20 protein-coding genes are annotated in these 23,732 nt (G+C 71.2%); 8 read left to right on the top strand and 12 right to left on the bottom strand.

Annotated features, from left to right (window positions below):
- The first annotated feature begins 220 nt into the window (after positions 1-220).
- Positions 221-1,672 (top strand): catalase, encoded by a 1,452-nt coding sequence (locus tag AB0G74_RS01945; RefSeq protein ID WP_361139296.1) that lies wholly within the window; start codon positions 221-223, stop codon positions 1,670-1,672.
- Between the two features lie 77 nt (positions 1,673-1,749).
- Here the strand turns inward: AB0G74_RS01945 and AB0G74_RS01950 are convergent, their stop codons facing one another.
- From AB0G74_RS01950 to AB0G74_RS01960, 3 genes are all read right to left on the bottom strand, one after another.
- On the bottom strand, positions 1,750-2,502 hold the full coding sequence (locus AB0G74_RS01950; RefSeq protein WP_361139299.1) for a hypothetical protein: 753 nt from the start codon (positions 2,500-2,502) through the stop codon (positions 1,750-1,752).
- Positions 2,499-4,232 carry a hypothetical protein gene (locus AB0G74_RS01955; RefSeq protein ID WP_361139302.1) on the bottom strand — a complete coding sequence of 578 codons (1,734 nt, stop codon included), beginning with the start codon at positions 4,230-4,232 and terminating at the stop codon, positions 2,499-2,501. The genes AB0G74_RS01950 and AB0G74_RS01955 overlap by 4 nt, the downstream gene beginning before the upstream one ends.
- A gap of 272 nt (positions 4,233-4,504) precedes the next feature.
- A complete protein-coding gene (locus tag AB0G74_RS01960) occupies positions 4,505-6,784 on the bottom strand; it encodes a transglycosylase domain-containing protein (protein ID WP_361139305.1) in 2,280 nt (759 codons plus the stop codon).
- 318 nt (positions 6,785-7,102) lie between these two features.
- On the opposite strand from AB0G74_RS01960, the gene AB0G74_RS01965 reads away from it, so the two are divergent.
- The 3 genes from AB0G74_RS01965 (at position 7,103) to AB0G74_RS01975 (ending at position 9,172) form a co-directional block, all read left to right on the top strand.
- Positions 7,103-8,041, top strand: coding sequence for an SPFH domain-containing protein (locus AB0G74_RS01965; protein WP_361139307.1), 939 nt, complete (start codon positions 7,103-7,105; stop codon positions 8,039-8,041).
- Complete coding sequence (locus AB0G74_RS01970) at positions 8,038-8,355, top strand: hypothetical protein (RefSeq protein ID WP_361139310.1); 318 nt, start codon at positions 8,038-8,040, stop codon at positions 8,353-8,355. Before AB0G74_RS01965 ends, AB0G74_RS01970 begins: the two co-directional genes overlap by 4 nt.
- A 76-nt stretch (positions 8,356-8,431) precedes the next feature.
- Positions 8,432-9,172 carry an SDR family oxidoreductase gene (locus tag AB0G74_RS01975; protein ID WP_361139312.1) on the top strand — a complete coding sequence of 247 codons (741 nt, stop codon included), beginning with the start codon at positions 8,432-8,434 and terminating at the stop codon, positions 9,170-9,172.
- 526 nt (positions 9,173-9,698) lie between these two features.
- On the opposite strand, the gene AB0G74_RS01980 is transcribed toward AB0G74_RS01975, so the two are convergent.
- Both AB0G74_RS01980 and AB0G74_RS01985 read right to left on the bottom strand, forming a co-directional pair.
- Positions 9,699-10,169 (bottom strand): hypothetical protein, encoded by a 471-nt coding sequence (locus AB0G74_RS01980; protein WP_361139315.1) that lies wholly within the window; start codon positions 10,167-10,169, stop codon positions 9,699-9,701.
- Between the two features lie 85 nt (positions 10,170-10,254).
- The gene (locus AB0G74_RS01985; protein ID WP_361139318.1) at positions 10,255-11,343 is read right to left on the bottom strand and encodes an RNA polymerase subunit sigma-70; all 1,089 of its coding nucleotides are present in this window, start codon (positions 11,341-11,343) and stop codon (positions 10,255-10,257) included.
- A 118-nt stretch (positions 11,344-11,461) separates the two neighbouring features.
- Between AB0G74_RS01985 and AB0G74_RS01990 the strand changes: the two genes are divergently transcribed.
- A complete protein-coding gene (locus AB0G74_RS01990; RefSeq protein ID WP_361139321.1) occupies positions 11,462-12,448 on the top strand; it encodes a LysR substrate-binding domain-containing protein in 987 nt (328 codons plus the stop codon).
- A gap of 174 nt (positions 12,449-12,622) precedes the next feature.
- Here the strand turns inward: AB0G74_RS01990 and AB0G74_RS01995 are convergent, their stop codons facing one another.
- From AB0G74_RS01995 to AB0G74_RS02005, 3 genes are read right to left on the bottom strand one after another with little or no spacing between them, the layout of a single operon-like run.
- A complete protein-coding gene (locus tag AB0G74_RS01995) occupies positions 12,623-14,995 on the bottom strand; it encodes an FtsX-like permease family protein (protein ID WP_361139324.1) in 2,373 nt (790 codons plus the stop codon).
- A complete protein-coding gene (locus tag AB0G74_RS02000; protein ID WP_361139327.1) occupies positions 14,992-15,693 on the bottom strand; it encodes an ABC transporter ATP-binding protein in 702 nt (233 codons plus the stop codon). Before AB0G74_RS02000 ends, AB0G74_RS01995 begins: the two co-directional genes overlap by 4 nt.
- Positions 15,690-16,214 carry a PadR family transcriptional regulator gene (locus AB0G74_RS02005; RefSeq protein WP_361139330.1) on the bottom strand — a complete coding sequence of 175 codons (525 nt, stop codon included), beginning with the start codon at positions 16,212-16,214 and terminating at the stop codon, positions 15,690-15,692. The genes AB0G74_RS02000 and AB0G74_RS02005 overlap by 4 nt, the downstream gene beginning before the upstream one ends.
- 263 nt (positions 16,215-16,477) lie before the next feature.
- Between AB0G74_RS02005 and AB0G74_RS02010 the strand changes: the two genes are divergently transcribed.
- From AB0G74_RS02010 to AB0G74_RS02020, 3 genes are all read left to right on the top strand, one after another.
- Entirely contained in the window at positions 16,478-17,029 is a 552-nt protein-coding gene (locus tag AB0G74_RS02010) for a hypothetical protein (RefSeq protein WP_361139332.1), read from the top strand.
- A gap of 163 nt (positions 17,030-17,192) precedes the next feature.
- A complete protein-coding gene (locus AB0G74_RS02015) occupies positions 17,193-17,747 on the top strand; it encodes a peroxiredoxin (RefSeq protein ID WP_361139335.1) in 555 nt (184 codons plus the stop codon).
- A gap of 3 nt (positions 17,748-17,750) precedes the next feature.
- A complete protein-coding gene (locus AB0G74_RS02020; RefSeq protein ID WP_361139338.1) occupies positions 17,751-18,287 on the top strand; it encodes an alkyl hydroperoxide reductase in 537 nt (178 codons plus the stop codon).
- An 87-nt stretch (positions 18,288-18,374) separates the two neighbouring features.
- On the opposite strand, the gene AB0G74_RS02025 is transcribed toward AB0G74_RS02020, so the two are convergent.
- From AB0G74_RS02025 to AB0G74_RS02040, 4 genes are all read right to left on the bottom strand, one after another.
- Entirely contained in the window at positions 18,375-19,184 is an 810-nt protein-coding gene (locus AB0G74_RS02025; RefSeq protein WP_361139341.1) for a hypothetical protein, read from the bottom strand.
- A complete protein-coding gene (locus AB0G74_RS02030; RefSeq protein WP_361139343.1) occupies positions 19,181-20,734 on the bottom strand; it encodes an AI-2E family transporter in 1,554 nt (517 codons plus the stop codon). Before AB0G74_RS02030 ends, AB0G74_RS02025 begins: the two co-directional genes overlap by 4 nt.
- 171 nt (positions 20,735-20,905) lie before the next feature.
- Positions 20,906-21,625, bottom strand: coding sequence for a transglycosylase SLT domain-containing protein (locus AB0G74_RS02035; protein ID WP_361139345.1), 720 nt, complete (start codon positions 21,623-21,625; stop codon positions 20,906-20,908).
- 473 nt (positions 21,626-22,098) lie between these two features.
- Positions 22,099-23,424 carry a PhoH family protein gene (locus tag AB0G74_RS02040; RefSeq protein ID WP_361139348.1) on the bottom strand — a complete coding sequence of 442 codons (1,326 nt, stop codon included), beginning with the start codon at positions 23,422-23,424 and terminating at the stop codon, positions 22,099-22,101.
- Positions 23,425-23,732 lie beyond the last annotated feature (308 nt).

The raw sequence follows: 23,732 nt of genomic DNA on the forward strand, positions 1-23,732 counted from the left end.
CCCCGCCGGTTCCCCGGAACCGGCGGGGCGATCGGCGTACGGCGACCGGCGCGCGGCGGCCGGTCCCGAGCGGGGGTGACGGTGGGTGACGGTCCCGCCCGGGTTCGCCCGGGCGGCGGCACCCGGACGGCGACCAGTTGCCGACATGGTGTCGGCGGCGTGTACTGGGGTACACGGCGGCCGTAGCGACCCAGCCATGTCTCCCGACGGGAGTACGCTCGTGACCGAAACCCCCTACACCACCAACAACGTCGGCATTCCGGTGGAGAGCGACGAGCACTCCCTCTCCGTCGGCCCCGACGGCCCGGTCCTGCTCCAGGACCACTATCTGATCGAGAAGATGGCCCAGTTCAACCGGGAACGGGTCCCCGAGCGGGTGGTGCACGCCAAGGGCTCGGGTGCGTACGGCTTCTTCGAGGTGACGAACGACGTCAGCCAGTTCACCAAGGCCGATGTCTTCCAGCCCGGGAAGCGCACCGAGATGCTGGCCCGGTTCTCCACCGTCGCCGGTGAGCTGGGCTCCCCCGACACCTGGCGCGACCCGCGCGGCTTCGCGTTGAAGTTCTACACGGAGCACGGCAACTACGACATGGTCGGCAACAACACGCCGGTCTTCTTCGTCCGGGACGCGCAGAAGTTCCAGGACTTCATCCGCTCGCAGAAACGCCATCCGGCGACCGGGCTCCGCAACAACGACATGCAGTGGGACTTCTGGACCCTCTCACCGGAATCCGCCCACCAGGTGACGTGGCTGATGGGCGACCGCGGCGTCCCGAAGTCGTACCGGCATATGAACGGCTACAGCTCCCACACCTATATGTGGGTCAACGGCGGTGGCGAACGGTTCTGGGTGAAGTACCACTTCAAGACCGACCAGGGCATCGACTTCCTCACCCAGGCCGAGGCGGACGAGCTGGCCGGGCACGACGCGGACCGGCACCGCCGGGATCTGTACGAGTCGATCGAGTCGGGGAACGCCCCGAGCTGGACGCTTTATATGCAGATCATGCCGTTCGACGACGCGCCGGACTACCGCTTCAACCCCTTCGACCTCACGAAGGTGTGGCCGCACGGCGACTATCCGCTGATCGAGGTCGGCCGGATGGTGCTGGACCGCAATCCGGAGGACTACTTCGTCCATATCGAGCAGGCCGCGTTCGAGCCGTCGAACCTGGTCCCCGGTATCGGACCGTCGCCGGACAAGATGCTGCTCGGGCGGCTGTTCTCCTATCCGGACACCCACCGGTACCGGATCGGCCCGAACTACACCCAGCTCCCGCCGAACCGGGCGCGGTCGGCGGTCAACTCGTACGCCAAGGACGGCCCGATGCGGTACGAGCCCGCGAACACGGCCCGGCCGTACGCGCCCAACTCGTACGGCGGACCCGCGGCCGACACCGACCGGTTCGGGGAGATCGCGGGCTGGGCGAGCGCCGGGGAAATGGTCCGGGAGGCGTACTCCCTGCACCGGGACGACGACGACTGGGGCCAGCCCGGCACGCTGGTCAGGGACGTGCTGGACGACGCGGCCCGGGACCGGCTGGTGTCGAACATCGCCGGGCATCTCCTCCAGGGCGTCTCCCGGCCGGTGTTGGAGCGGGCGTTCCAGTACTGGCGGAATGTGGACGCCAAGCTGGGCGACCGGGTCGCGGAGGCGGTCGGCAAGGGCTGACTTGTCGTACGAACGGGCGCACCCTCGCCGGGTGCGCCCGTTCCGCCGGTGGCGTCCGGTACGGCACCGGGTCCGGGCTACGGCAGCACGGTGCAGGGCGGACCCGGTGGGCAGAAGTACCGCAGGGTCGTATCGGCGACCAGCCATCGGGTTTCCCGGTCGCCGCCGTAGACGGCCACCCCGTAGAGCTTTCCGTCGGTGGCCCGGAAGCGGGATTCGAAGACCTGCCAGACGCGTGACTCTCCCTCGTACTGGTACTCCATATGGTGCCCGGAGACCTGGTCCTTGGTGAAGGACCTGAACTCGGCGAGCTCTTTGAATCCCGACAGCTCGCGGACCGTCTTGAAGGACTCTTCGGAGGTGGATCCCTCGACCCTGAAGACGCTGAGATAGCTGTCGAGATTCGGTCCGTTGTAGTCGATCGTGGAGTTGTCGATCACCTCCCGTTTCCAGCCCACGGGGACGGCGGTTCTGAACAAGTTCTTCTCGCGGACCATCCGGTAGCCGGCGGGGGCGGTGGGTCCGACCGCCGACGGGCTGGCGCTGTGGGGCTTCTCCATCGGGGCGGGGTCGTCGGGCTTCCCGTCGTCGGAGGGTTTCAGGAGTGCCGCCGTGAGCGCGATGGTGAAGACGACGACCACGAGGGCCGCCACTCGGAGGACCCGGCCGCCGGGCCGGGTGCTGGTGCGGGACCGGGGCCCGGGCCGACGCGGGGCCGGTGTCCGGGACGACTCCCCGGGTGGCGGGGTGGCGGCGACCGGTCCGTCGTCTTCGGAGCCGTACTCCCAGCTCTGGGCGTCCTCGTTCCAGTACGGTCCGCCGCTGGTCATCGCACCCCCTTGGCGCCCGCGTCGCCGTTCGCCGCCGTGGCCCGCGCGTACTGGCCGACGGCCAGCGCGCTGCCCTCCATCGACTCGATATTGACGCCGCCGTTGCTGATGTGAATGACCTTTTGGACGAATTCATCGGTCTGGTAACCGGCGTCCGCGAGGGCCCGTGTCACGCCGTACGCGATCCGGTCCTGGACGCTCCTGAGGTAGCGGTCGACGTCCATGGTCTGGAAGAGCGATCCGCCCGGCTCGGCGGCGAGTTCCCGGACCGACACCGCCGGGCCCTCGGGCGCCCCGGCGGCGAACTCGCCGGTGAGCCGCCGCCAGCCCCGGACGGCGGGACGGCCGAGGGTGACCAGGGCCTGGCCGGGCGCTCCGGCCATCCGGGTCAGGATGTGGACCGTCTTGCCGAAGGCGTTCTGGTCGGTGAAGGCGTACGCCTCGTGGTCGGCGTCCTTGAAGTCGGCCCGGACCGGGAAGAGCACATGCGGGGCCACCTCCAGCATCAGCATCCGGCCCTGGGTGTGGACCCGGACGAAGACCGTGACGACCAGTTCCTCGTCCCAGCCGCCCACCCCGATCCGCAGGAAGTGCCGGCGCTTCTCGCCGCCCTCCTCGACCGCGCGGGTCCGGTTCAGCTCAAACGAGTCCCGGCCGTACGGCGCGTCCTCGCGGCGCGGCAGCCCTTCCGCCGGGAGGAAGACGCACTCGTCGATCCGCAGTCCGCGCAGCCGGTCCCGGACGACGCGGCCCTCCCGTTCGGCCCACTCGGCCGGTTCGCGCAGCTGCTCCAGGAACGGCCGGACGGCCGTCAGTACCGTCTCGTTCCCGATCGGGCGCCGCTCCTTTGCCGGATCGGGCCGCAGCTCGACCGCGAGGACCCAGGTGTCGTACGCGGTGCCGGACCCGAGGAACGGATGCGCCTCGTGGTACATCACCACGGGGGCGTGCTGCTCGGCCCGGATCCGTTTCTTGACCTGCTGGAACCGGCGCCCGCCGGTGTGCTCCGCCGGGTCGTCGGCCGCGTTCGGGAAGTGGCGTGGGGAGAGTTCGCCCCGCAGGACGCGCACGAAGTGCGTCTGCTGTCCGGCGACACAGCCCGCCATCGCGAGCAGCGCGGCCAGCGCGAGCCACGCCGCCGGCGCGCTCTCCGGCCGCAGGAAGTCCCGGACGGTGGTCAGGATGCCGAGGAGGGGCTTGCCGCTGTCGTCGTCCCGGCCGTCCGGGTCGATCAGGCCGAGACCGACGCCCAGACTGTTGAACACCAGAAGGGCGAGGAGCAGCCGTCCGGCCCAGCGGAGTCCGAAGGCGGGCAGCCGACGGCGGACCAACTGGTCGCCGCCGGTACCGCGGAGCAGCCGCCCGAAGGTCAGCAGCAGTCCGGGAACGACCAGGATCAGCAGCCACCAGCCGGACGCGACGGCTCCGACCGTCAGCAGCGCCAGCACGCCACCGGCCCAGGCCGTCTCCACCCGCCGGGCGCGCAGGGCGTGGGCCAGGACCCGGGCGGCGTCGAACCCGAGGGACGGCGCGGCGAACCGGTGCTTCAGCAGATACAGCTCGTCGATGACCCGGTCCCGGTACTCCGGGTCGATATAGGTCCCCGCGCAGAGCAGCCGGGTGGCCTCGGTCGCGTACGGGGCGACGGGTTCGGGCGGCGCGGTGGTGCCGGGCGGGGTCCGTGGCGGGTCCGGCGGGGGCTGCGGCGACGGTACGTACCCGGTACTCATGGCGCTCCTCCGCGCTCGGCTGTGCGACTGCACACGAACCGGGTTCTGCGCCCGGCTGGGAGATCAGCCTAGGAGCGGTCGGCGGACCGGCCCGGGCCGGTCATACCGTTCCGGACAACTTCTCCACAGATGGGGCGGTTCTGCGACCGTCGCCGTGATCGGGCCGTCCACCGCCACGGCACCTGATAAGGCCCCGATACGACAATGGTGCCCGCGGTCCTCGTCGAGAGGGCCGCGGGCACCACCGGTCGTATGATCCGCCGGGTCAGGGGTCAGGAGTTCGGCGGTCTGATCGGGCGGGAGCCGGGTTCACCGGGGTTGGACGGCTGTCCCCCCGGGCCCCCGGGTCCGCCGGGGCCGCCCGGATCGCCCGGCCCCGGTCCCGGGATGTCGCTCGGGGACGGCGGCGGGGTGCTCGGCCGGGTGCTCGGCGACGGCGACGGGCCCGGGTCGGCGGGCGACTCGGACGTACGCGACGGGGTCGGGTCCGGCTCCTCGCGCGGCTGCTCGGCGCTGGGGGTCGGCGAGGGCTCGCCGCTGTCGGAGGGCGACGGGGAGGGCTCGCCGCGCGCCGGGTCCTCGACCTCCAGGTCGAACCGCTCCCGGGCCTCGGCGGCGCTGAGCGCCTCGGCGGTGTACGCCTTCCAGATCCTGGCCGGTACGCCACCACCGTTGGCGCGGCCGGGGTTGATGGCGTCGGTCAGGGTCTCCTGGCCGGTGCCGTCGGGCCGTTCGCCGAACAGGCCGACGGCGGTCACCAGGTTCGGGGTGTAGCCGACGAACCAGGCGGAACGGTTGTTCTCGGAGGTGCCGGTCTTGCCCGCCGCGTCGTACGACCCCTGGGCGCGGCGGCCCGAGCCGTCCTGGACGACGCCCTCCATGGCGGCGGTGACCGTGTCGGCCGCGCCGCGCGAGAGCACCCGGTCGCCGATCGGGTCCTTCAGCTCGGCCTTGCGGGCCCGGTGCTCGGCGGAGGCGACGATGGAGGGGGTGACCTTCACACCGTGGTTGTCGAGGGTGGCGTAGGCCCCGGCCATGTCCCAGGTGGAGGCGAGCATGGTGCCCAGGGAGACGGCGGGCGCGACGGGGAAGTCCTCGCCGTCGCGGAGCCCGAGGTCGAGGGCGAGTTCCTTGGTCTTCGCCGGGCCGACGTCCACGATCATCTGGGCGTAGACCGAGTTCACCGAGTGGTTGGTGGCCTTCTGGACGGTGATCCGCTCGCCCCAGTTCCGGTTGTCCTCGTTCTGCGGGTTGAACGGGATGTCGCTGCCGACGACGGGGCGCTTGCTGGTGCCGTCGTAGATCGCGTTCAGTCCGATGGGCTCACCGGAGCGGGTGGTGGCCTCGTTCTCCAGGGCGGCGGCGAGGACGAGGGGCTTGAAGGTGGAGGCGGGCTGGTAGTCGCGGCGGGTGGCGTTGGAGAGCCAGTGCTCGGTGGCCCCGACGCCGCCGTAGAGGGCGACGACCTTGCCGGTCTTCGGGTCGACCGAGGTGGCCCCGGCCTGCACGGTGGCGGCCCGCTTGTTCTTCTCGCGGTCCAGCTTGGACTCCAGCTCCTTCTCGACCGCGGCCTCCAGGTCCTTCTGCTTGGCCCGGTCGATATTGAGGGTGATGGTCCAGCCGCCGGCCTTGATGTCCTCCTCGTCGACGCCCTGGCGGGCGAGTTCGGCGTTGGCCGCCTCGACGAGATAGCCGGTCTGGCCCTCCATCCCGGGGGCGGCCTTGGGGGCCTTGGGGACCTGGAACTTCTGGGCGTCCCGGACGGACTTGTCGAGCTTGCCCATCTCGACCATGTTGTCGAGGACGTACCCCCACCGTTCGGTGGCGAGCTTCTTGCCGGTCGGCGAGGCGAGCGCCCAGTCGTACTGGTTGGGGGCCTGGAGCAGGGCGGCGAGATACGCGGCCTGGGAGACGTTCAGCTGGGACGCGTCGACCCGGTAGTACGCCTGCGCCGCGGCCTGGATGCCGTAGGCGCCGCGCCCGAAGTAGCTGGTGTTGACGTACCCGGCGAGGATGTCGTCCTTGGACTTCTCCCGGTCGACCTTGAGTGCGATCACCAGTTCCTTGAGCTTCCGGCTGACCGTCTGCTCCTGGCTGAGGTAGTAGTTCTTGACGTACTGCTGGGTGATGGTCGAGCCACCCTGCTTGCCCTTGCCGGAGATCGTGTTCAGCACACCGCGCGCGGTGCCCTTGAAGTCGATACCGCTGTCTTTGTAGAAGCCCTTGTTCTCGGCGGCGACGAAGGTGAAGCGGACGTCCTGCGGGAGCTGGTCCAGCTCGATGATCTCGCGGTTGATCTCACCGGTACGGGCGAGGACGGTGCCGTCGCTGTACTTGTAGACATTGGACTCCATCTCGGCCTGCGCGTTGGCGGCCGGGACGGGGGTGATCATATAAATCACCGCGAAGGCGCCGATCCCGAGGACGATCAGACCGAGGAAGGTGCCCAGCATCTTCTTCCAGGTGAAGAGGCGGCGTATGCCCGTACGCCCGCTCTTCCCGCCCCGGCGCGTGCCGCGCTGGCGGGCCCGCCGTTCCTCCGCTCGGCCCATGGCTCGTCCGCTCCGCTTCCTCTTCCGCACCGACGTTCTCCCCGCCGTCCCCGGCGGTCCGGGGGCCGGGAGGGGGCCGGGTGGCCCGGTCCGGTCCCACCGCCGTCCGACCGGAGGCGGCTCAGAAAACTAACACCCTTCGACCCGAAAAAATCTGACTGATCCGATCATTTCGGACGTGAGAATCAGCACCTCACGCACAGGAGTCGACGTTCGAGAGGCGCGGATAGTTGCCGGATGGATTAATGTGTAATCACATTGCTAGCAGTGGTTCGCCGCCGGAAGGGCGGACGGCCACGGGTGACACAGGGGGGTTCGATGTCCCACGACATCGCGGCGACGGACCGGCACGACAGACCGGAACAGTCCGTACCGGCGGTACGGGAGTTCCCGGCCCGCAGCATCGGCGGCGGGCTCGCCCTGCTGCTGGGCACGGCCGGAGTCGCCACCGGCGCCCTGCTAGTGGTCGCGGCGGCCCTGGTGGAGTCGGTGGCCGCGCGGGCGACCCTGATCCCCCTGGGCATCGTGGTGGCGACCGCCGCCGCCGTCGCCATGGCCGGGCTGAACATGGTGGCGCCCGGTGAGGCCCGGGTCGTCCAGCTCTTCGGCCGCTACCGGGGCACGATCCGCACCGACGGACTGCGCTGGGTCAATCCGCTCACCTCCCGCGAGCGGATCTCCACCCGGGTCCGCAACCACGAGACCGCCGTCCTCAAGGTCAACGACGCCTACGGCAATCCGATCGAACTGGCCGCCGTGGTCGTCTGGCGGGTCGAGGACACCGCCCAGGCGATGTTCGAGGTGGACGACTTCCTGGAGTTCGTCGCCACCCAGACCGAGGCGGCCGTCCGCCATATCGCCATCGAGTACCCGTACGACGCCCATGACGAGAACGGGCTCTCCCTCCGCGGCAACGCCGAGGAGATCACCGAGAAGCTCGGCCTCGAACTCCACGCCCGGGTCGAGGCGGCCGGGGTCCGGATCATCGAATCCCGGTTCACCCATCTCGCCTACGCCCCCGAGATCGCGTCCGCGATGCTCCAGCGCCAGCAGGCGGGCGCGGTCGTCGCCGCCCGGCGGCAGATCGTGGACGGCGCGGTCGGCATGGTCGAGGCGGCGCTGCACCGGCTGGCGGAGGACGACGTCGTCGATCTCGACCCGGAGCGGAAGGCGGCGATGGTCTCCAACCTGATGGTGGTCCTCTGCGGGGACCGCTCGGCGCAGCCGGTCATCAACACGGGCACGCTCTACCAGTGACCCCGCCGCCCGCGCCGCCGCCCCCTCCCCCACCGCCGCCTCCGCCGCGCAAACAGGTGCTGCTGCGGCTGGACCCGGCGGTGTACGAGGCACTCGCCCGCTGGGCCTCCGACGAACTGCGGAGCGCCAACGCGCAGATCGAGTTCCTGCTCCGCCGGGCCCTGGCGGAGCAGGGCAGACTGCCGGGCGATACGACCCCGATCCGCAGACGGGGACGCCCCCCGAAGGCCGCGCCGGACACGGACACCGGCCGCGACGGGGCCGGAGCGGCCGACGGGGGCGGCGAAGCCGGCCGGGGCGGTGACGAGGGCTGACGCTCCCCGCGGGGAGTCGTACGCGACGTCCGATTACCGCCGGAACCGGCGCCCCCGGTTCGCCAGGATCGGTCACATGAACCGAATCGACGGAAAAGCAGCACTGGTCACCGGCGGCGGACGGGGCATCGGCGCGGCCGTCGCCGTCCGGCTGGCCGAACAGGGCGCCGATGTCGCGATCACCTACACACGGGACGCCGAACGGGCCGCCGCCGCCGTCGCCCGGATCGAGGCCGCCGGGCGGCGGGCGCTCGCCGTCCGGGCCGACAGCGCCGACCCCGACGCGGTCCGGGCGGCGGTCGACCGCGCCGCGAAAGTCTTCGGACGGCTCGACATCCTGGTCAACAACGCCGCCGAATTCACGGTCGCACCGCTGGAGGAGCTGACCGTGGAACAGATCGACCGCACCCTGAAGGTCAACGTCCGGGCCCCCCTGCTGGCCGCCAGAGCCGCCCTGCCGCATATGTCCGACGGGGGCCGGATCATCGGCATCGGCAGCAATGTCGCGAGCTACATCCCCTTCCCCGGCTTCTCCCTCTACTCCACCAGCAAAGCCGCGCTGATCGGCATGACGAAGGCGCTGGCGCGGGAGGTCGGCGGCCGGGGCATCACCGTCAACACCGTCCACCCCGGCGCGACGGACACCGACATGAACCCCGAGGACGGCCCCCTCGCGAAAACGATCCACGGCTATACGGCGGTCGGCCGGTACGCGCGACCGGAGGAGATAGCGGCGATGGTGACGTATCTGGCGGGGCCGGAGGCGGCGTATGTGACGGGGGCGCAGATCGCGGTGGACGGCGGCTTCACGGCCTGACCCGGGGTTCCCCGTCACCCCGCGACGCCCCTTGCGCCGGGCGCCCTCGCGACGACCGGGACGCGGTCCCCCTCTCGAAGCCCGGGTCGCGCCCGGCGGCCTGGCGTTGTTCGCGGCCTGCGGCCCGGTGGGTGGCTGGTCTCGCAGTTCCCCGAGCCCCTGGGTTGCCCTCCTCGTCGCCCTTGCCGAGAGGCGGGCCCCTTTCACAGGGGCGGGGAGAGGAAGAGCTTTTAGGGGCGCGGGGAACTGCGCGACCAGCCACGACGGTGGTGCGGCCGGAACTCCTCCGGAAGAGGCACTACCCCTCCCGCCGGGAGGGCGTTCCCCTCCCGAAGGCGGTTCGGGGGAAGCAACCAGGGGCTCGGGGAACTGCGAGACAAGCCACCCACCGGGCCGCGGGCCGCGAACAACATCAGGCCCCACGGCGCGGCCCGGTAGTGGCGGGTCCTCCCCGGAGAGCCCCGGCGGGGGCCGCCCAAGGGCCCTCAACAAGTCGGCGTCGCGCCCGGTTCCCACGCGCGCACCGTTACGCCACGCGCGTCATCGTGGAGTCGTAGCCGCCGCCACCGGGGTAGACCCACGCCCCGGAGAGCGTGTTCCCGTCGGCGCTGAAGTCGGCCTTGTAGTAGGCCGGGGACCCCTTCTCGCCGCCCCAGATGGTGAGGGTGTCGCCCTCGATCTCGTAGACGTAGTCGAAGGTGTTGCCCATGCTGTCGTAGTAGCGGGACCGGATGTCCTCGCCGGGCGCCTCCGCGCCGAACTCCTTGAGACGTCCGATCATCTCGACGCCGACGACCGGCTGGCCGTACTGCTCCAGCGCGATGTCCTGGACGAGGAAGTAGCCGCCTTCCAGCCAGCGGTAGGTGACCGTGCCCTCGGCGCCGCCGCCGACGCGCCAGGTGCCGACCAGCCGGTCGAGGGCGCGCAGGGCGGCATCGGGCCCGGCGGTGGCGGCGTCGGTCGTGGTCGCGGTCTCAAGGGTCGCGTTCTCGGCCATGGTGGTGCTCCTCGTTCTCCGTAGGTGTCGCCCATGTGACGGGCGGCCCGGAGAAAAGGAATCGGTACGGATTCTGTGACCCGCGTCACTCCGCGAGGGTGAGGGCGAGTCCCGGCAGCAGTTCGGGGTCGAAGGTGGTGATCTCGGCGATCAGGCCGTCCTCGATCCGCAGGACGTCCGCGTTGATCGCGGTGAAGACGGTCTCGCCGGGGCGCCGGAGGTAGCTGACGGCGGCGGGCTGCCGGTTGACGGCATGGGCCACCGAACGCCATTCGCCCCATGGTTCGTCGCCCGCCAGGACGGGGCGCCAGAGGTCGAGTACGGCCGCGCGTCCGTCGAAGAGCAGATGGTGCGGGGGCATGGCCTGGCGGACGTCCTCGCGCAGCAGCAGGGCGAGGGCCGACAGGTCGGCGTCGCGGGAGGCGGCCAGATACCGCTGGAGTACGGCCCGCTCGGCGGCGCTGGGCTCGGTGGCGGCGCCCCAGTCGGCGCGCCGTTCGGGCAGGTGGTCGCGGAGGGTGGTCCGGGCCCGTTGGAGGGCGCTCTTGACCGAGGGGAGGCTGAGGTCGAGGGCGTCGGCGGTCTCCTGGGCGGGCCATCCGGCGATGTCGCGGAGGATGAGGACGGCCCGCTGGCGGGGCGGCAGATGCTGGATGGCGGCGAGGAAGGCGAGTTCGACGGTTTCGCGGGCGATGGCGACGGTGTGGGGTTCGCCGTGGCCGGGGGCGGCGAGGTCGAGGAGCTCGTCGGGGTAGGGCTGGAGCCAGGTGACCTCGGCGAGGGGCGCGGCGGCGGGTGATCCGGCGCTGTCGACGGCGAGGGCGATCTCGCGGGTGCGGGCGGGTCCGGCGAGGAAGTCGAGGGCCGTGTTGGTGGCGATGCGGTAGAGCCAGGCGCGGAAGGTGGACCGGCCTTCGAAGGTCTCGCGCCGCCGCCATGCCTTGAGCAGGGTCTCCTGTACGAGGTCCTCGGCGTCGGTGAAGGAGCCGAGCATGCGGTAGATGTGGACCCGCAGTTCGTGCCGGTAGCGCTCGGCGAGCGCGGAGAAGACGGCCTCGCCGCCGGTACGGATCGTCTCGGCGGAGGGTTCACCGGGCGCGGTGACCGCCGTCGGCCGTCCGCCGCGCATACAGTCCGCGCCGTCCGTACCGCCCGCGCCGTCGCTGCTGCTCATGCCCCCTTTCGTACCACCCGGTCCCGGGCCGGGTCGGCGGGGGCCGCCGGAAGGGCCCGGTCCGGATCGCCTCGTCCGACCGATTAACATCGGGACGAACGATAGGAAGAAGGTATCAATGGTCACGGCGAACCGGGGCAAGCAGCCCAGCCTGGCGCAGCTGCGGGCTTTCGCGGCGGTGGCCGAGCATCTGCACTTCCGGGACGCGGCGGCGGCGATCGGGATGAGCCAGCCCGCGCTCTCCGGGGCCGTATCGGCGCTGGAGGAGACGCTGGGGGTGCAGCTCGTGGAGCGGACGACCCGCAAGGTGCTGCTCTCCCCGGCCGGTGAGCGGCTGGCGGCCCGGACCAAGGTGGTGCTGGACGCGGTCGGCGAGCTGATGGAGGAGGCGGCGGCGGTACGGGCCCCGTTCACCGGTGTCCTGCGGCTCGGGGTGATCCCCACGGTCGCGCCCTATCTGCTGCCGAACGTGCTCCGGCTGGTCCACGGCACCTATCCGCGGCTCGATCTCCAGGTCCACGAGGAGCAGACGTCGTCGCTGCTGGAGGGGCTGGCGGCCGGGCGGCTCGATCTGCTGCTGCTCGCGGTGCCGCTGGGGGTGCCGGGGGTGACCGAGATCCCGCTGTTCGACGAGGACTTCGTCCTGGTCGTGCCGGAGGGGCATCCGCTGGCCGACCGCCGGGACATTCCCCGGGACGAGCTGCGCGAGCTGCCGCTGCTGCTGCTCGACGAGGGGCACTGTCTGCGTGATCAGGCGCTCGATGTGTGCCGGGAGGCGGGCCGGGACGAGCAGACCCCGGTGACGACCACGGCGGCGGGCCTGGCCACGTTGGTCCAGCTGGTCGCGGGCGGTCTCGGGGTGACCCTGCTGCCGAGGACGGCGGTGGAGGTGGAGACCGGCCGGGGCGGCCTGGCGAACGGATGGTTCGCCGAGCCCGCCCCGGCCCGCCGGATCGCCCTGGCCATGCGGTCGGGCGCGGCCCGCCAGGACGAGTTCGAGGAGTTCGCCCGCTCGTTGCGGGGTGCGCTGGCCTCCCTGCCCGTACGGCTCAGGACCCCGGACGGGGACGCCGCCCGGGACGCGGTCCCGGGCGGCGCGGGGTAGCGGACACCGGGCCCGGCGGGGGCGCGGCGGTACGGGACCCGGACGCGCGCCTCCCCCGAGGGGCGCCGCGCCCGGCTCCGTACTCCCGCCCGGCTGGGTTGTCTCTTTCGGATCTTGCCGGGCTCGCGTGCCCTGGCACCGCTCACTGATCCGGCCTGATCCGAAAGAAACCCCCTACTCCGTACGGAGCCCGTCCGGCCGCATCATTCGGTACAGCGACGGCAGGCTGAACGCCGTCACCGCCAGGATCACCGCGCCACCGGCCCCGGCCACCGGCAGGAAGCCCCACCAGTTCGCGACCTGGCCGCTGACCATCCGCAGCAGGACCAGCCCGAGGCCGATTCCGCCGACGACCGCGACGGTCGTCCCGAGGAGTACGGGTACGGCGGTCTGCCAGAGCACCGACCAGGCGATGGTCGACCGCCGGGTGCCGAAGGCGACCAGCGCCGCGAGCAGTCGCCTGCGCTCCCGCAACTGTTCGAGCTGGGAGACCAGCATCGAGGCGGCGATCAGTGCCAGGGTGCCGATCGAGCCGATCAGCATGCCCCGTTCGACGTTGGCGAACCGGTTGCTCGTCTCGACCGCCTGGAGCTCGGACACCATGGCGATCTGATCGACCCGGGCGACCGCGTTGCGGATGTGCTCCACCCGGTCGGGGATCCGCTCGTCGACGGCGACCAGGGCCAGTACGTCCGGCGACTCCAGCCCGTCGACGTCGAGTGCGCCGGGGGTGGCGAACACTCCCGTCTGGAACTGCCCCTGGGCGTCCCTGACGGCGGTGACGGTCGGCAGATCGGCGGGTACGTCCCAGGTCGGGACCGGGGTCTTGCCGCCGGTCGCGGGGTCGGCGGCGCCGTCCTCGGCTTCCGCGGACCGCAGCAGCAGGGACTTCCCCTTGACCACGGTCCGGTCGGTGTTCGCGTTGGTGTCCGGGTCCGGCCCGCGGACGGCGAAGGAGTCACCGTCGGCGCAGCTCCGGACAGTCGCCAGTTCCCGCAGGGCGGCACAGTCGCCGACGGTGACCCGGACGCTCGGCTGGCCCTCCGGGGTGGCCTCCCGGTAGAGGAACGACTGGACGACGCCGGTGACCTTCCGTACGCCCTCGGCCCCGGTGATGCTGGTGACCAGGTCCCCGGCGGCCCGCTCCCCGTCGACATCGGCGGTGACGGCGAGCGCCGCCCGGGACGGATCCTGGCCCGTCGCCTTGTGAAAGTTGCCCGACACCCCGGCGAAGAGCATCTGGAGGGCGACGCCACCGGCGACCGCGGCCATGATCCCGCTGACCGCGCGGGCCGCGGCACCACTGCTCAGCTGGAGCCGGCGGATCGCCAGCTGCCAGGGCACCGGGCCGCCGCGCAGCCGCCCGACGAGGGCGTCGATCAGCCACGGCAGCATGGTGGTCAGCCCGCCGAGGACGAGTACGGCGCCGAAGGCGACGGGGATCACCCCGTCGTCGGCCGCCGAATCGCCGTCCAGCCGTCCGCCCGCCAGGACCAGCGCGACCCCGGCGACCGGGAGCAGCAGCCGCCACCAGAGCCTGCGGGGCCGGGCCTTGGCGTTCCGTACGACTCCCAGCGGCTCGATCGCCACGGACCGCAGCGCGACCAGGGTGACGGCGACGGCGGCGACCGGGACGGCCACCAGGACCAGGGCACCGGAGACCGGCGACGGCAGGACGTCGGCGGGGAAGGCGCTGAGATCGTAGAGGGTGATCCGGGCGGCCAGCGGCCGGACCGCCGCGAACAGGCCGATCCCGACCACCAGTCCGAGCAGCGCCCCGAACAGTGCCTCGCCCGCCGCGATCCGGCGGACCGACCGGGTGTCGGCGCCGATCAGCCGGAGGGCGGCGAGCCGCCGGTCGCGGCGTTCGCCGCCGAACCGGACGGCGGCGGCGACGAAGACCGCGACCGGGACCAGCAGCGCCACACAGATCAGCACGATCAGGACGATCAGGACCGGGTCCCAGGGGTCGGAGGCGGCGGACCGTTCGTCGTACCCGGTGATCCGGGTGCCGCCCTTCTCGGTGCTGAGGGTGTCGCTGCCGAGATAGACGTGCAGCTCATTGGGGCCGAGCAGCCCCTGGTCGCCGATGGTTCCGGCGATCCGCCCGTCGTACCGCTCGCGGAGCAGCTCGCCCCCGGGGGAGGCGAGGAGTTCGGCGAGGGCGGGCGAGACGATCATCTCGCCGGGCTTCGGGAAGACGGACACCCCGGGCGGGCGGACGGGGTCGGCGCCCTCGGCCCGCAGGATCGCGCCGGAGATCGCCTGGCCTCGGTAGTCGTCGTGGACGGCCCGCCAGGCCACGGTGGTCTCGGTGGCCGGGCGGTCCGGCGAGCCGAGCGCCTTGATCTCGATCGGGGTCCGGGTGTCGCCCCGGACGTCCCGGCCTTCGATCATGTTCGGGACGGAGGCGGCGAGCAGCAGCATGGTGACGCCGACGCCCACACCGAAGGCGGTGAGCAGGGTACGGATCCAGCCCTCGCGTCCGCCGGAGGCGCCGAAGCGCACTCCGAGGGCGAGGTCCCGGGCCCAGGTGCCGGGGGTCATGCCGCGTACTCCAGCCGGGAACGTCCGTCGCGGACGACGACCTCGCGGTCGGAGTAGGCGGCGACCCTGGCCTCGTGGGTGACCAGGACGACGGCGGCGCCGGTGGCCCGGGCGGCCTCGGTGAACAGCTCCATCACCCGCTCCCCGTTGAGGGAGTCGAGGGCTCCGGTCGGCTCGTCGGCGAAGATCACCCGGGGGGTGGTGACGAGGGAGCGGGCGACCGCGATCCGCTGGCCCTGGCCGCCGGAGACCTCACCGGGCCGCTGCTTCCCGATGCCGTCGACCTCCAGCCGGGCCATCCACTTCCGGGCCTCGGCCTCGGCCGTCTTGCGGTCGGTACCGGCCAATCGCAGCGGCAGCGCCACATTCTCCAGACAGGTCAGTTCCGGCACGAGCTGGCCGAACTGGAAGACGAAGCCGAATTCGGTACGGCGCAGCCGGCTGCGCTCCTTGTCGGAGATCGTGGCCAGCTCCCGGCCCTGGTAGCGGATGGAGCCGGAGTCCGGCGGCACGATGCCCGCGAGACAGTGCAGCAGGGTCGACTTGCCGGAGCCGGAGGGGCCCATCACGGCGACGACCTCACCGGCGCGGATGGCGAAGTGGGCGCCGTCGAGCGCCGGGGTGGGTCCGTACGCCTTGCGCAGGTCCTCGGCGACGAGCAGGGCTTCGGGGGCCGTCACGGCCTTATCGGTGGTCATGCCCCGACCTCCCGGGCGAGTTTGTCGAGCCGGGCGGCGGTGAGTTCGAGCCAGCGCAGATCGGCTTCCAGATGGAACAGGGCGTGGTCGCAGATCAGCTGATCGGCGAGGTCACCGGCGCGCTTGCGCTCGGTCAGGGCGCGCATCATCCGCAGATGTTCGGACCGCTGGACGTCGAGCAGTTCGGCGGCGCCGCGTCCGGTGAGCAGGGCGAGGACGACCTTGGTGTAGAGCACGGACTGGAGGTACGGCTCCGGGGCCTCGGGCCGGGTGAGCCACTGGGCGACGTCGGTGATCCCGGCGTCGGTGATGGCGTACCGCTTCCGCTCGGGGCCGCCGCCCGCCTCGACTCCTTCCACCTCGACGAGGCCGTTCTTCAGCAGCCGGGACATGGTCGAGTAGACCTGGCCGTAGTGGAGGGGCTTGTCGTGGCCGAATCTCTCGTCGAAGGCACGTTTGAGGTCGTAGCCGTGGCGAGGGCCGGATTCCAGGAGCCCGAGAAGGGTGTGACCGATGGACATACCGAGGACTATACACGTCGTGTATACACCGCATGTATAGATCATTTACGTAGGTCACAGGGCTGCCCTCCAAGAAGTGCGATCTCCGGCAGATGGCCGCACGCGGCCCGAACGGGCCCCGGAGCAGGACGGATTCACCCCGCCGACCATCGGCCGGACCCCCGTTCCGGCCCCCGGCGACGGCCGGATCGGCACCGTCGGCAACGCGCCGGTGATCGCCGAAAGAGGCGGAAAATCATCCCGGGCGGACCTAGCATCCCGGCATGATCCACCTCATCGGAGGCCCGCCGAGGGTCGGCAAGACCACCCTCACGCTGATACTCCTGGAGCGGGCCGGACTGCCCTATCTCCCCACCGACACCCTGGTCACGATGCTCCAGGAGGCAGCCCCCGAATACGGCGTCCGGCACGGCGCCCATCCCGACAAGGCCGGACCGGCCCAGCCCTTCCTCCTGGCGTTCCTCACCGCGGTCGCCGCCTCACTCGACCCGGCGGACCCGGCCGACGGCTATACGGTCGAGGGCGATGTGATCACTCCGGCCACGGCTACCGCACTGGCCGCCGCGGGCATCCCCCGCACCGCGGTCTTCCTCGGCAACACCGGCCTCACCCCGGCCCTGCTCCGGGCCGCCCCCGACGACTGGCTGGCGGGCTCGCCCCCCGAGGCGTACGAACGGACGGCGGCCCTCGTCCGGGAGCGGAGCGCCACCCTCCGCGCGGAGTGCGAACGGTCCGGCCAGATCTATGTGGACACCGGCCGGAACCACGAAGAGGCCCTGGAGTTCGCCTACGACTCCCTGACCCGACGCTCCTGACCTGCCGCTCCCCGCCCGCCTCCGACACCGGCGGCGACCTCGGCGGATCACCGGGATTGATCGGGCGACCGAATCATACTGACCAGTTTGATCGATTTCCCCCGCTCGATCCCCCTGTGACAGGGTGCGTTTGTCCAACCCTCGAACCACCCGGAGTAACATCGTGCTGACTGTCGGCGACCAGTTCCCCACCTTCGAACTGACGGCTTGCGTCTCCCTGGAGAGCGGCAAGGAGTTCGAGGTCATCAACCACAAGTCCTACGAGGGCAAGTGGAAGGTCGTCTTCGCCTGGCCGAAGGACTTCACCTTCGTCTGCCCCACCGAGATCGCCGCCTTCGGCAAGCTGAACGACGAGTTCGCCGACCGCGACGCCCAGATCCTCGGCTTCTCCGGTGACTCGGAGTTCGTCCACCACGCCTGGCGCAAGGACCACGCCGACCTGCGCGACCTGCCCTTCCCGATGCTGGCCGACTCCAAGCACGAGCTGATGCGCGACCTCGGCATCGAGGGCGCGGACGGCTTCGCCCAGCGCGCCGTCTTCATCGTCGACCCGAACAACGAGATCCAGTTCACCATGGTGACCGCCGGATCCGTGGGCCGTAACCCGAAGGAGGTCCTCCGGGTCCTCGACGCGCTCCAGACGGACGAGCTGTGCCCGTGCAACTGGACCAAGGGCGAGGGCACCCTCGACCCGGTCGCGCTGCTGGCCGGTGAGTGACCCATGGCCCTCGACACGCTGAAGTCCGCCATACCGGACTACGCCAAGGACCTGAAGCTCAACCTGGGCTCGGTCATCGGCAACAACGACAAGCTCACCCAGCAGCAGCTGTGGGGCACCGTTCTGGCCACTGCGATCGCCTCGCGCAGCCCGATCGTCCTGCGTGAGCTGGAGCCGGAGGCCAAGGCGAACCTGACGCCCGAGGCGTACCAGGCCGCGAAGGCCGCCGCCGCGGTGATGGCGATGAACAACGTCTTCTACCGGACCCGGCATCTGCTCTCCGACCCGGAGTACGGCACCCTCCGCGCCGGTCTGCGGATGAACGTCATCGGCAACCCGGGCGTGGAGAAGGTCGACTTCGAGCTGTGGTCGCTCGCCGTCTCCGCCGTCAACGGCTGCGGCCAGTGCCTCGACTCGCACGAGCAGGTGCTCCGCAAGGCGGGCGTGGACCGCGAGACGGTCCAGGAGGCGTTCAAGATCGCTTCCGTCGTCCAGGCCGTGGGTACGACCCTCGAAGCCGAGGCGGCGCTCGCGGGCTGAGCCCGTACCGCCGAACGGCCCAGGTGAAGGGGCCCGTACGACTGATGAGTCGTACGGGCCCCTTTCCGTGCGCCACGGCTCCGGGGGTCAGCCCCGGCCGGACCGCAGCTCCTTCAGCAGTGTCCTGGCGTCCTCGATCAGCGGGCCCCGGCGCTTGACCGGCTCGGGGACGCCGTTGCCGGTCTCCACCTCCGGCCGGTAGGTATCGCTGGTCAGCTCGATCACCGCTTGGCCGTCGAGGATGTGCAGGTTGGTGTACATCCCGTCGTCGTCGATCAGATAGGCCCGTTCACCGAGCCCCTTCAGCCGCTCCGGCTCGCGGGTCATCTGCTTCGCCTGAGCCGCGACGACCGCGTCGAACTCGGGGCCGGGGTCGGTCTTCTTGTGCAGTGTGTAGACGATCATCACATTGGTGGTCAGGGCGAGGTCGTCCTGAGCCGAATTTCCGGTCGTCAGACCCGCCGGGACCTCGCCCGGCTTCAGAACCAGCTCCATGTTGCAGACCGACTGGTCCCTGGCCGGATGACGGTACTCCTCGTCGAACCTCGTCGGTGCCTTCTTGCCCAGCGCCGCGGTGAGCTTCGGCAACGACGCGACCTGGCACAGGTCGTCCACCGCCCGGTACGGCCCGGTGTCCAGAGCGTCGTCGGTGGTCGCGGAGTACGCGTACAGTCCGCCCGCCCACAGGACGGAGGCCAGCAGGGCACCGCCGAGCGCCCACTGCCAGCCCTTTTTCGGCACGCGTCGGCCGCCGCCGCTCTCGCCGCCGGTCGCCACTTCCTCGGCAGGCGGGCGTCGTTCCGGGTCGCCGTCCGGTATCCGCTCCCCCGGTCCGGCGTGCCAGGCGCGGGCTCTCTCCGGCTCGTCCCCGCCGACCAGTTCGGGTTCGGTGATCATCTGGGCTCCTCTCCGGCCGGGGGCGAATCCCCCACCGGTCCGTCCGTGCCCGGCCCGGCGGACGGCACCGGCTCCGGTGCCCCGGCCGACCGGGGCGGGTCCTCGGGTGCCGGGCGGCCCGGCGAATCCGCGGGGCCCGCCGAGATCTGTGCAGGTACGGCGGCGGAGACGGCCCCGGTCACCGGTACCGCCGCGGCCGGTACCGTGCCGCGCGCCGTCTGTTCCCTACCGTACGCCCGCAGATAGCCGACGACCGTATTGCCGACGGCGACCAGCGGTACCGCGACCACCGCACCGCCGATACCCGCCGTGATCCCGCCGACCGCGACCGCCAGTACGACCGCCAGCGGATGGACCCGGACCGCCCGGCCCAGGATGAACGGCTGGAGCACATGGCCCTCGATCTGCTGGACCGCGAGTACCACCGCGAGCACCATCAGGGCCGTGAACGGGCCCTGGGCCACCAGCGCCACGACCACCGCGAGCGCCCCCGAGATCACCGCGCCGACCAGCGGGATGAAGGCGAACAGGAAGATGAAGACGGCGAGCGGTACGGCCATCGGGACATCGAGGAAGTAGATCCCGAGCCCGATGAAGATGGCGTCGATCAGGGCCACGATCACGGTGCCCCGGACATAGGCGGTCAGGGTCCGCCAGGCCCTGGGTCCGGCTCCGGCGACCCCTTCCCGGGCCTGGGCGGGCACCAGTTTGAGGGTCCAGCGCCAGATCCGGTCGCCGTCGTGGAGCAGGAAGAGGGTGGAGAACATCGCCAGCAGGATGCCGGTCAGGAACTCCACGATCACCGTCACGCCCTGGAGTCCGGCGCTGGTGATCTCCTGGGTGTTGTTGCCGATGGCGTCGCTGAGGTTGTCGGCGATGTCGTTGATCTGCGACTCGGTGACATGGAAGGGGCTGTCGAGCAGCCAGAGCTTCAGCTCGTCGATACCGTCCCGCACCTTCTCGGAGAGGGTGTCGAGATTCTCCATCACCTGCCAGACCACGAACCAGCCGACCAGGCCCATCACCACGAAGCCGAGGACCGCGGTCAGGGCGGTGGCCAGTCCGCGCGGCATGCCCCAGCGCTTCAGCCGGGCGACGGTCGGATGGAGCAGGGCCGTGATCAGCAGGGCGGCGACGAAGGACATCATCACCAGCTGGACGGCGCTGATCACCTTCATCAGCACCCAGAACACCCCGGCCAGGACCAGCAGTCGCCAGCCGGCCTCGGCGGCGACCCGGATTCCCCAGGGGATGGCCGATGTGGGATCGGGGCGGGGCGGTACGGCGGGCGCGTAGTCGGGCGGCGGCGGTACGACGGCGGTGCCGGTGCCCGTCGTAGCGGCGTCGTCCGCCCCGGCGGTCGCGGCGCCCGGCTTCCCGGCGGCCGGGCCGCCTCGGTCCCGCCCGTCGCCGCCGGTGCCGCCGATGCCGTCGGTTCCGTCAGGGCCGTTGTTCTCCTCCGCCGCCGCGGTCCGGCGTTCCTGCAGCAGCTCCGACGCCCGGCTCAGCCCGGCCGCGGCTCCGGCCAGCCAACCCGGCAGTCGTGACATGACATCCCCCAATGTTCCCCCCTGAGATCCCCCGGTGCCCCGGAGTCCGTTGACGCTACAACAACACGACGGAACCCCTCACCCAGAGACGGTGAGGGGTTCCGCGAAGTTGAGCGACCACGGTGATTCAGGGGGTTCGTCCGGAGGTCCGGGGGAACCGCCCCGGCCTGGTCAGTACCACTTGTTGTTCTGCCAGAAGGACCAGGCGCCGCAGGGGCTGCCGTAGCGGCTGTCCATGTACTTCAGGCCCCACTTGATCTGGGTGGCCGGGTTGGTCCGCCAGTCGGCACCGGCCGACGACATCTTCGACCCGGGCAGGGCCTGGACCAGGCCGTACGCACCCGACGAGGGGTTCTGCGCGAGATAGTTCCAGTTGGACTCGCGCTCGATGATGTTGCTGAAGCACTGGAACTGTCCGGCCGGAACCATCTGCCGGGCCATGTCCTTGACTTCGGAGATGGAGTACGAGGACTTGGGGGTGAAGCTGGAGGCGTCCCGGGCGGCGGCGGCCTTGCGCGCGGCCCGCTTCTTCGCCTCCTCGCGTTCCTTCTTCACCTTGGCCTCGGCGGCGGCCTTCTTGTCCTTGGCTGCTTCGGCGGCGGCGACGCGGGCGGACTCCTCGGCCGACTTCTTGGCCGACGCCTCCGCGATCGCGGACTGGGCGTTCGCCTGCTCGGCCAGCGTCAGGGCCTGAACCTGGACCTGTTCGCCCGCCGGGACGTCCGCGAGGAGAGTGGTGGTCGCGTCGGACGCGGCCGTCTCCACGGTGTCCGAGGACTGGGGGTTGCCCGAGGCAACGCCGACAACGGCTCCGACGGTGGTGACCGCGGTGGCCGACGCCACCGCGAATCCCCGGACCGAGATCCGGCTCACACGGTTTCCTTCCAGCATCACCCGCACAGGTGACCCCGCGGGCGAATCGTGCCCCTGGCTCGGGCCTCCACTGAAAAGGGTCACGGGAGGCGCTGGCCCGTGGCCGACTCCCGTCCGGGAGTGGCCGGTACAGCTTCCGGGCGGCACACGACGGCAGCTGTGGAGTTGTGGCCGCGGTGCGGAGCACCACGGGTGGTACGCGAGTGTCGTGTGCGGGGCCTGACGGAAGCAAGACTCTGCCGGAACCCGGCACCGCAAGGCAATTCCCGGTTGCGTGGGAAAGCTCACATGGGTTAAGCCCCGAGTTTTTCGGCCGAACGGCGATACGGAACGGCGCCGTCCCGCTAGGCTCTTGCGCCTTGCGCGGAACGGCGCCGTAAAAGCGGCCGAGTTGTCCTGAGAGGTCCCGGAGGACCCGAAGTCGACCGAACCGGTTCGCACCGGTCCATACGGTTCGCACCGGCTTACCGGTGCTACGGGTGTTACCGGCGCTACAGGTGTCCGTCCTCCAGCATCTCGGTGACCAGTGCGGCGATCCGGGAGCGCTCGGAGCGGGTGAGCGTGACATGGGCGAAGAGCGGATGGCCCTTCAGTTTCTCGACCACGGCGACCACTCCGTCGTACCGGCCGACCCGCAGATTGTCCCGCTGGGCCACGTCGTGGGTGAGCACCACCCGCGAGTCGGAGCCGATCCGGGAGAGCACCGTCAGCAGGACGTTCCGCTCCAGGGACTGGGCCTCGTCGACGATGACGAAGGCGTCGTGGAGCGACCGGCCCCGGATATGGGTGAGCGGCAGGACCTCCAGCATGCCCCGCTCCAGGACCTCCTCGATGACCTCACGGCCCGCGACGGCCGACAGGGTGTCGAAGACGGCCTGCGCCCAGGGGTTCATCTTCTCGGCCTCGGTGCCCGGCAGATAGCCCAGTTCCTGGCCGCCGACCGCGTAGAGGGGACGGAAGACCATCACCTTCTGGTGCTGCCGCCGCTCCAGTACGGCTTCGAGTCCGGCGCAGAGCGCCAGCGCCGACTTGCCGGTTCCGGCCCGGCCGCCGAGGGAGACGATGCCGACCTCGGGGTCGAGCAGCAGATCGAGGGCGATCCGCTGCTCGGCGCTGCGGCCGTGGATGCCGAACGCCTCCCGGTCGCCCCGGACCAGCCGGACGTTCCCCTCGGCGGTGACCCGGCCGAGCGCCTTGCCCCGGTCGGACTGGAGGACCAGTCCGGTGTGGACCGGGAGTTCGGCCGCCTCGGGGACGTAGACGCTCTCCTCTCCCCCGTACAGCAGGTCGACCTGGTCGGCGGGGAGGGTCAGTTCGGCCATTCCGGTCCAGCCGGAGTCCGTGATGGCCAGTTCCGCGCGGTACTCCTCGGCGAGGAGACCGACCGACGACGCCTTGATCCGCAGTGGCAGGTCCTTGGAGACGACGGTGACGTCGTACCCCTCGGCCTGGAGGTTCCGCGCCACCGCCAGGATCCGGGAGTCGTTGTCGCCGAGCCGGAAACCGGCGGGCAGGACCCCGGGATCGGAGTGGTTCAGCTCGACCCGGAGGGTGCCGCCGAGTTCGCCGAGCGGAAGCGGGGCGTCCAGCCGGCCGTACCGGATACGGAACTCGTCCAGCAGACGGAGCGCCTGCCGGGCGAAGTACCCCAGTTCGGGATGGTGCCGCTTGGCCTCCAGTTCGGTGATGACCACGATCGGGAGCACGACCTCGTGCTCCTCGAAGCGGGTCGGCGCGCTGGGGTCGGCCAGCAGGACGCTGGTGTCGAGAACATACGTGCGCCGGTCGGGCATGCGGCGCTTAGAGCTGCTGTTCACCACGGAAGGACGTACCCCCTCGGAAGAGGTCGACGGACCGGTGCCGTCGCGGGCCAGGGCCCGCCCGCCACGGACGGCGGGGGACCGGCCCCGCCGTCAGGCGGGGAGAGCCGGGCTGCGGGCCGCAGTGCACGGGCCGAGCTCCGGCCCTCCGCCCGGTCCGCACCGAGGGTGCGTTCCTTCGTGTGCAAAGGGCCTCCCGGGCGGGCGGCGTGAGCCGCCCACGGAGATCCGGCGTCCGTGGGCCGGACGCCGTGACCTGCCGGGAATATGCCCTCGATCAGGGGCCGCCATGCCGCGAGGGGCGG

Origin of the sequence: Streptomyces sp. NPDC020875, from assembly GCF_040641415.1 — a bacterium.
Classification (GTDB): domain Bacteria; phylum Actinomycetota; class Actinomycetes; order Streptomycetales; family Streptomycetaceae; genus Streptomyces.

What these genes read in the sequence shown, in the direction of transcription:
- AB0G74_RS02000 (WP_361139327.1), bottom strand. Translation starts at nt 15,693, where the DNA reads ATGACCACCGATAAGGCCGTGACGGCCCCCGAAGCCCTGCTCGTCGCC.
- AB0G74_RS02005 (WP_361139330.1), bottom strand. Translation starts at nt 16,214, where the DNA reads ATGTCCATCGGTCACACCCTTCTCGGGCTCCTGGAATCCGGCCCTCGC.
- AB0G74_RS01965 (WP_361139307.1), top strand. Translation starts at nt 7,103, where the DNA reads ATGTCCCACGACATCGCGGCGACGGACCGGCACGACAGACCGGAACAG.
- AB0G74_RS01980 (WP_361139315.1), bottom strand. Translation starts at nt 10,169, where the DNA reads ATGGCCGAGAACGCGACCCTTGAGACCGCGACCACGACCGACGCCGCC.
- AB0G74_RS01990 (WP_361139321.1), top strand. Translation starts at nt 11,462, where the DNA reads ATGGTCACGGCGAACCGGGGCAAGCAGCCCAGCCTGGCGCAGCTGCGG.
- AB0G74_RS02025 (WP_361139341.1), bottom strand. Translation starts at nt 19,184, where the DNA reads ATGATCACCGAACCCGAACTGGTCGGCGGGGACGAGCCGGAGAGAGCC.
- AB0G74_RS01985 (WP_361139318.1), bottom strand. Translation starts at nt 11,343, where the DNA reads ATGAGCAGCAGCGACGGCGCGGGCGGTACGGACGGCGCGGACTGTATG.
- AB0G74_RS01950 (WP_361139299.1), bottom strand. Translation starts at nt 2,502, where the DNA reads ATGACCAGCGGCGGACCGTACTGGAACGAGGACGCCCAGAGCTGGGAG.
- AB0G74_RS02020 (WP_361139338.1), top strand. Translation starts at nt 17,751, where the DNA reads ATGGCCCTCGACACGCTGAAGTCCGCCATACCGGACTACGCCAAGGAC.
- AB0G74_RS02010 (WP_361139332.1), top strand. Translation starts at nt 16,478, where the DNA reads ATGATCCACCTCATCGGAGGCCCGCCGAGGGTCGGCAAGACCACCCTC.
- AB0G74_RS01955 (WP_361139302.1), bottom strand. Translation starts at nt 4,232, where the DNA reads ATGAGTACCGGGTACGTACCGTCGCCGCAGCCCCCGCCGGACCCGCCA.
- AB0G74_RS01960 (WP_361139305.1), bottom strand. Translation starts at nt 6,784, where the DNA reads ATGGGCCGAGCGGAGGAACGGCGGGCCCGCCAGCGCGGCACGCGCCGG.
- AB0G74_RS02035 (WP_361139345.1), bottom strand. Translation starts at nt 21,625, where the DNA reads ATGCTGGAAGGAAACCGTGTGAGCCGGATCTCGGTCCGGGGATTCGCG.
- AB0G74_RS01975 (WP_361139312.1), top strand. Translation starts at nt 8,432, where the DNA reads ATGAACCGAATCGACGGAAAAGCAGCACTGGTCACCGGCGGCGGACGG.
- AB0G74_RS02030 (WP_361139343.1), bottom strand. Translation starts at nt 20,734, where the DNA reads ATGTCACGACTGCCGGGTTGGCTGGCCGGAGCCGCGGCCGGGCTGAGC.
- AB0G74_RS01995 (WP_361139324.1), bottom strand. Translation starts at nt 14,995, where the DNA reads ATGACCCCCGGCACCTGGGCCCGGGACCTCGCCCTCGGAGTGCGCTTC.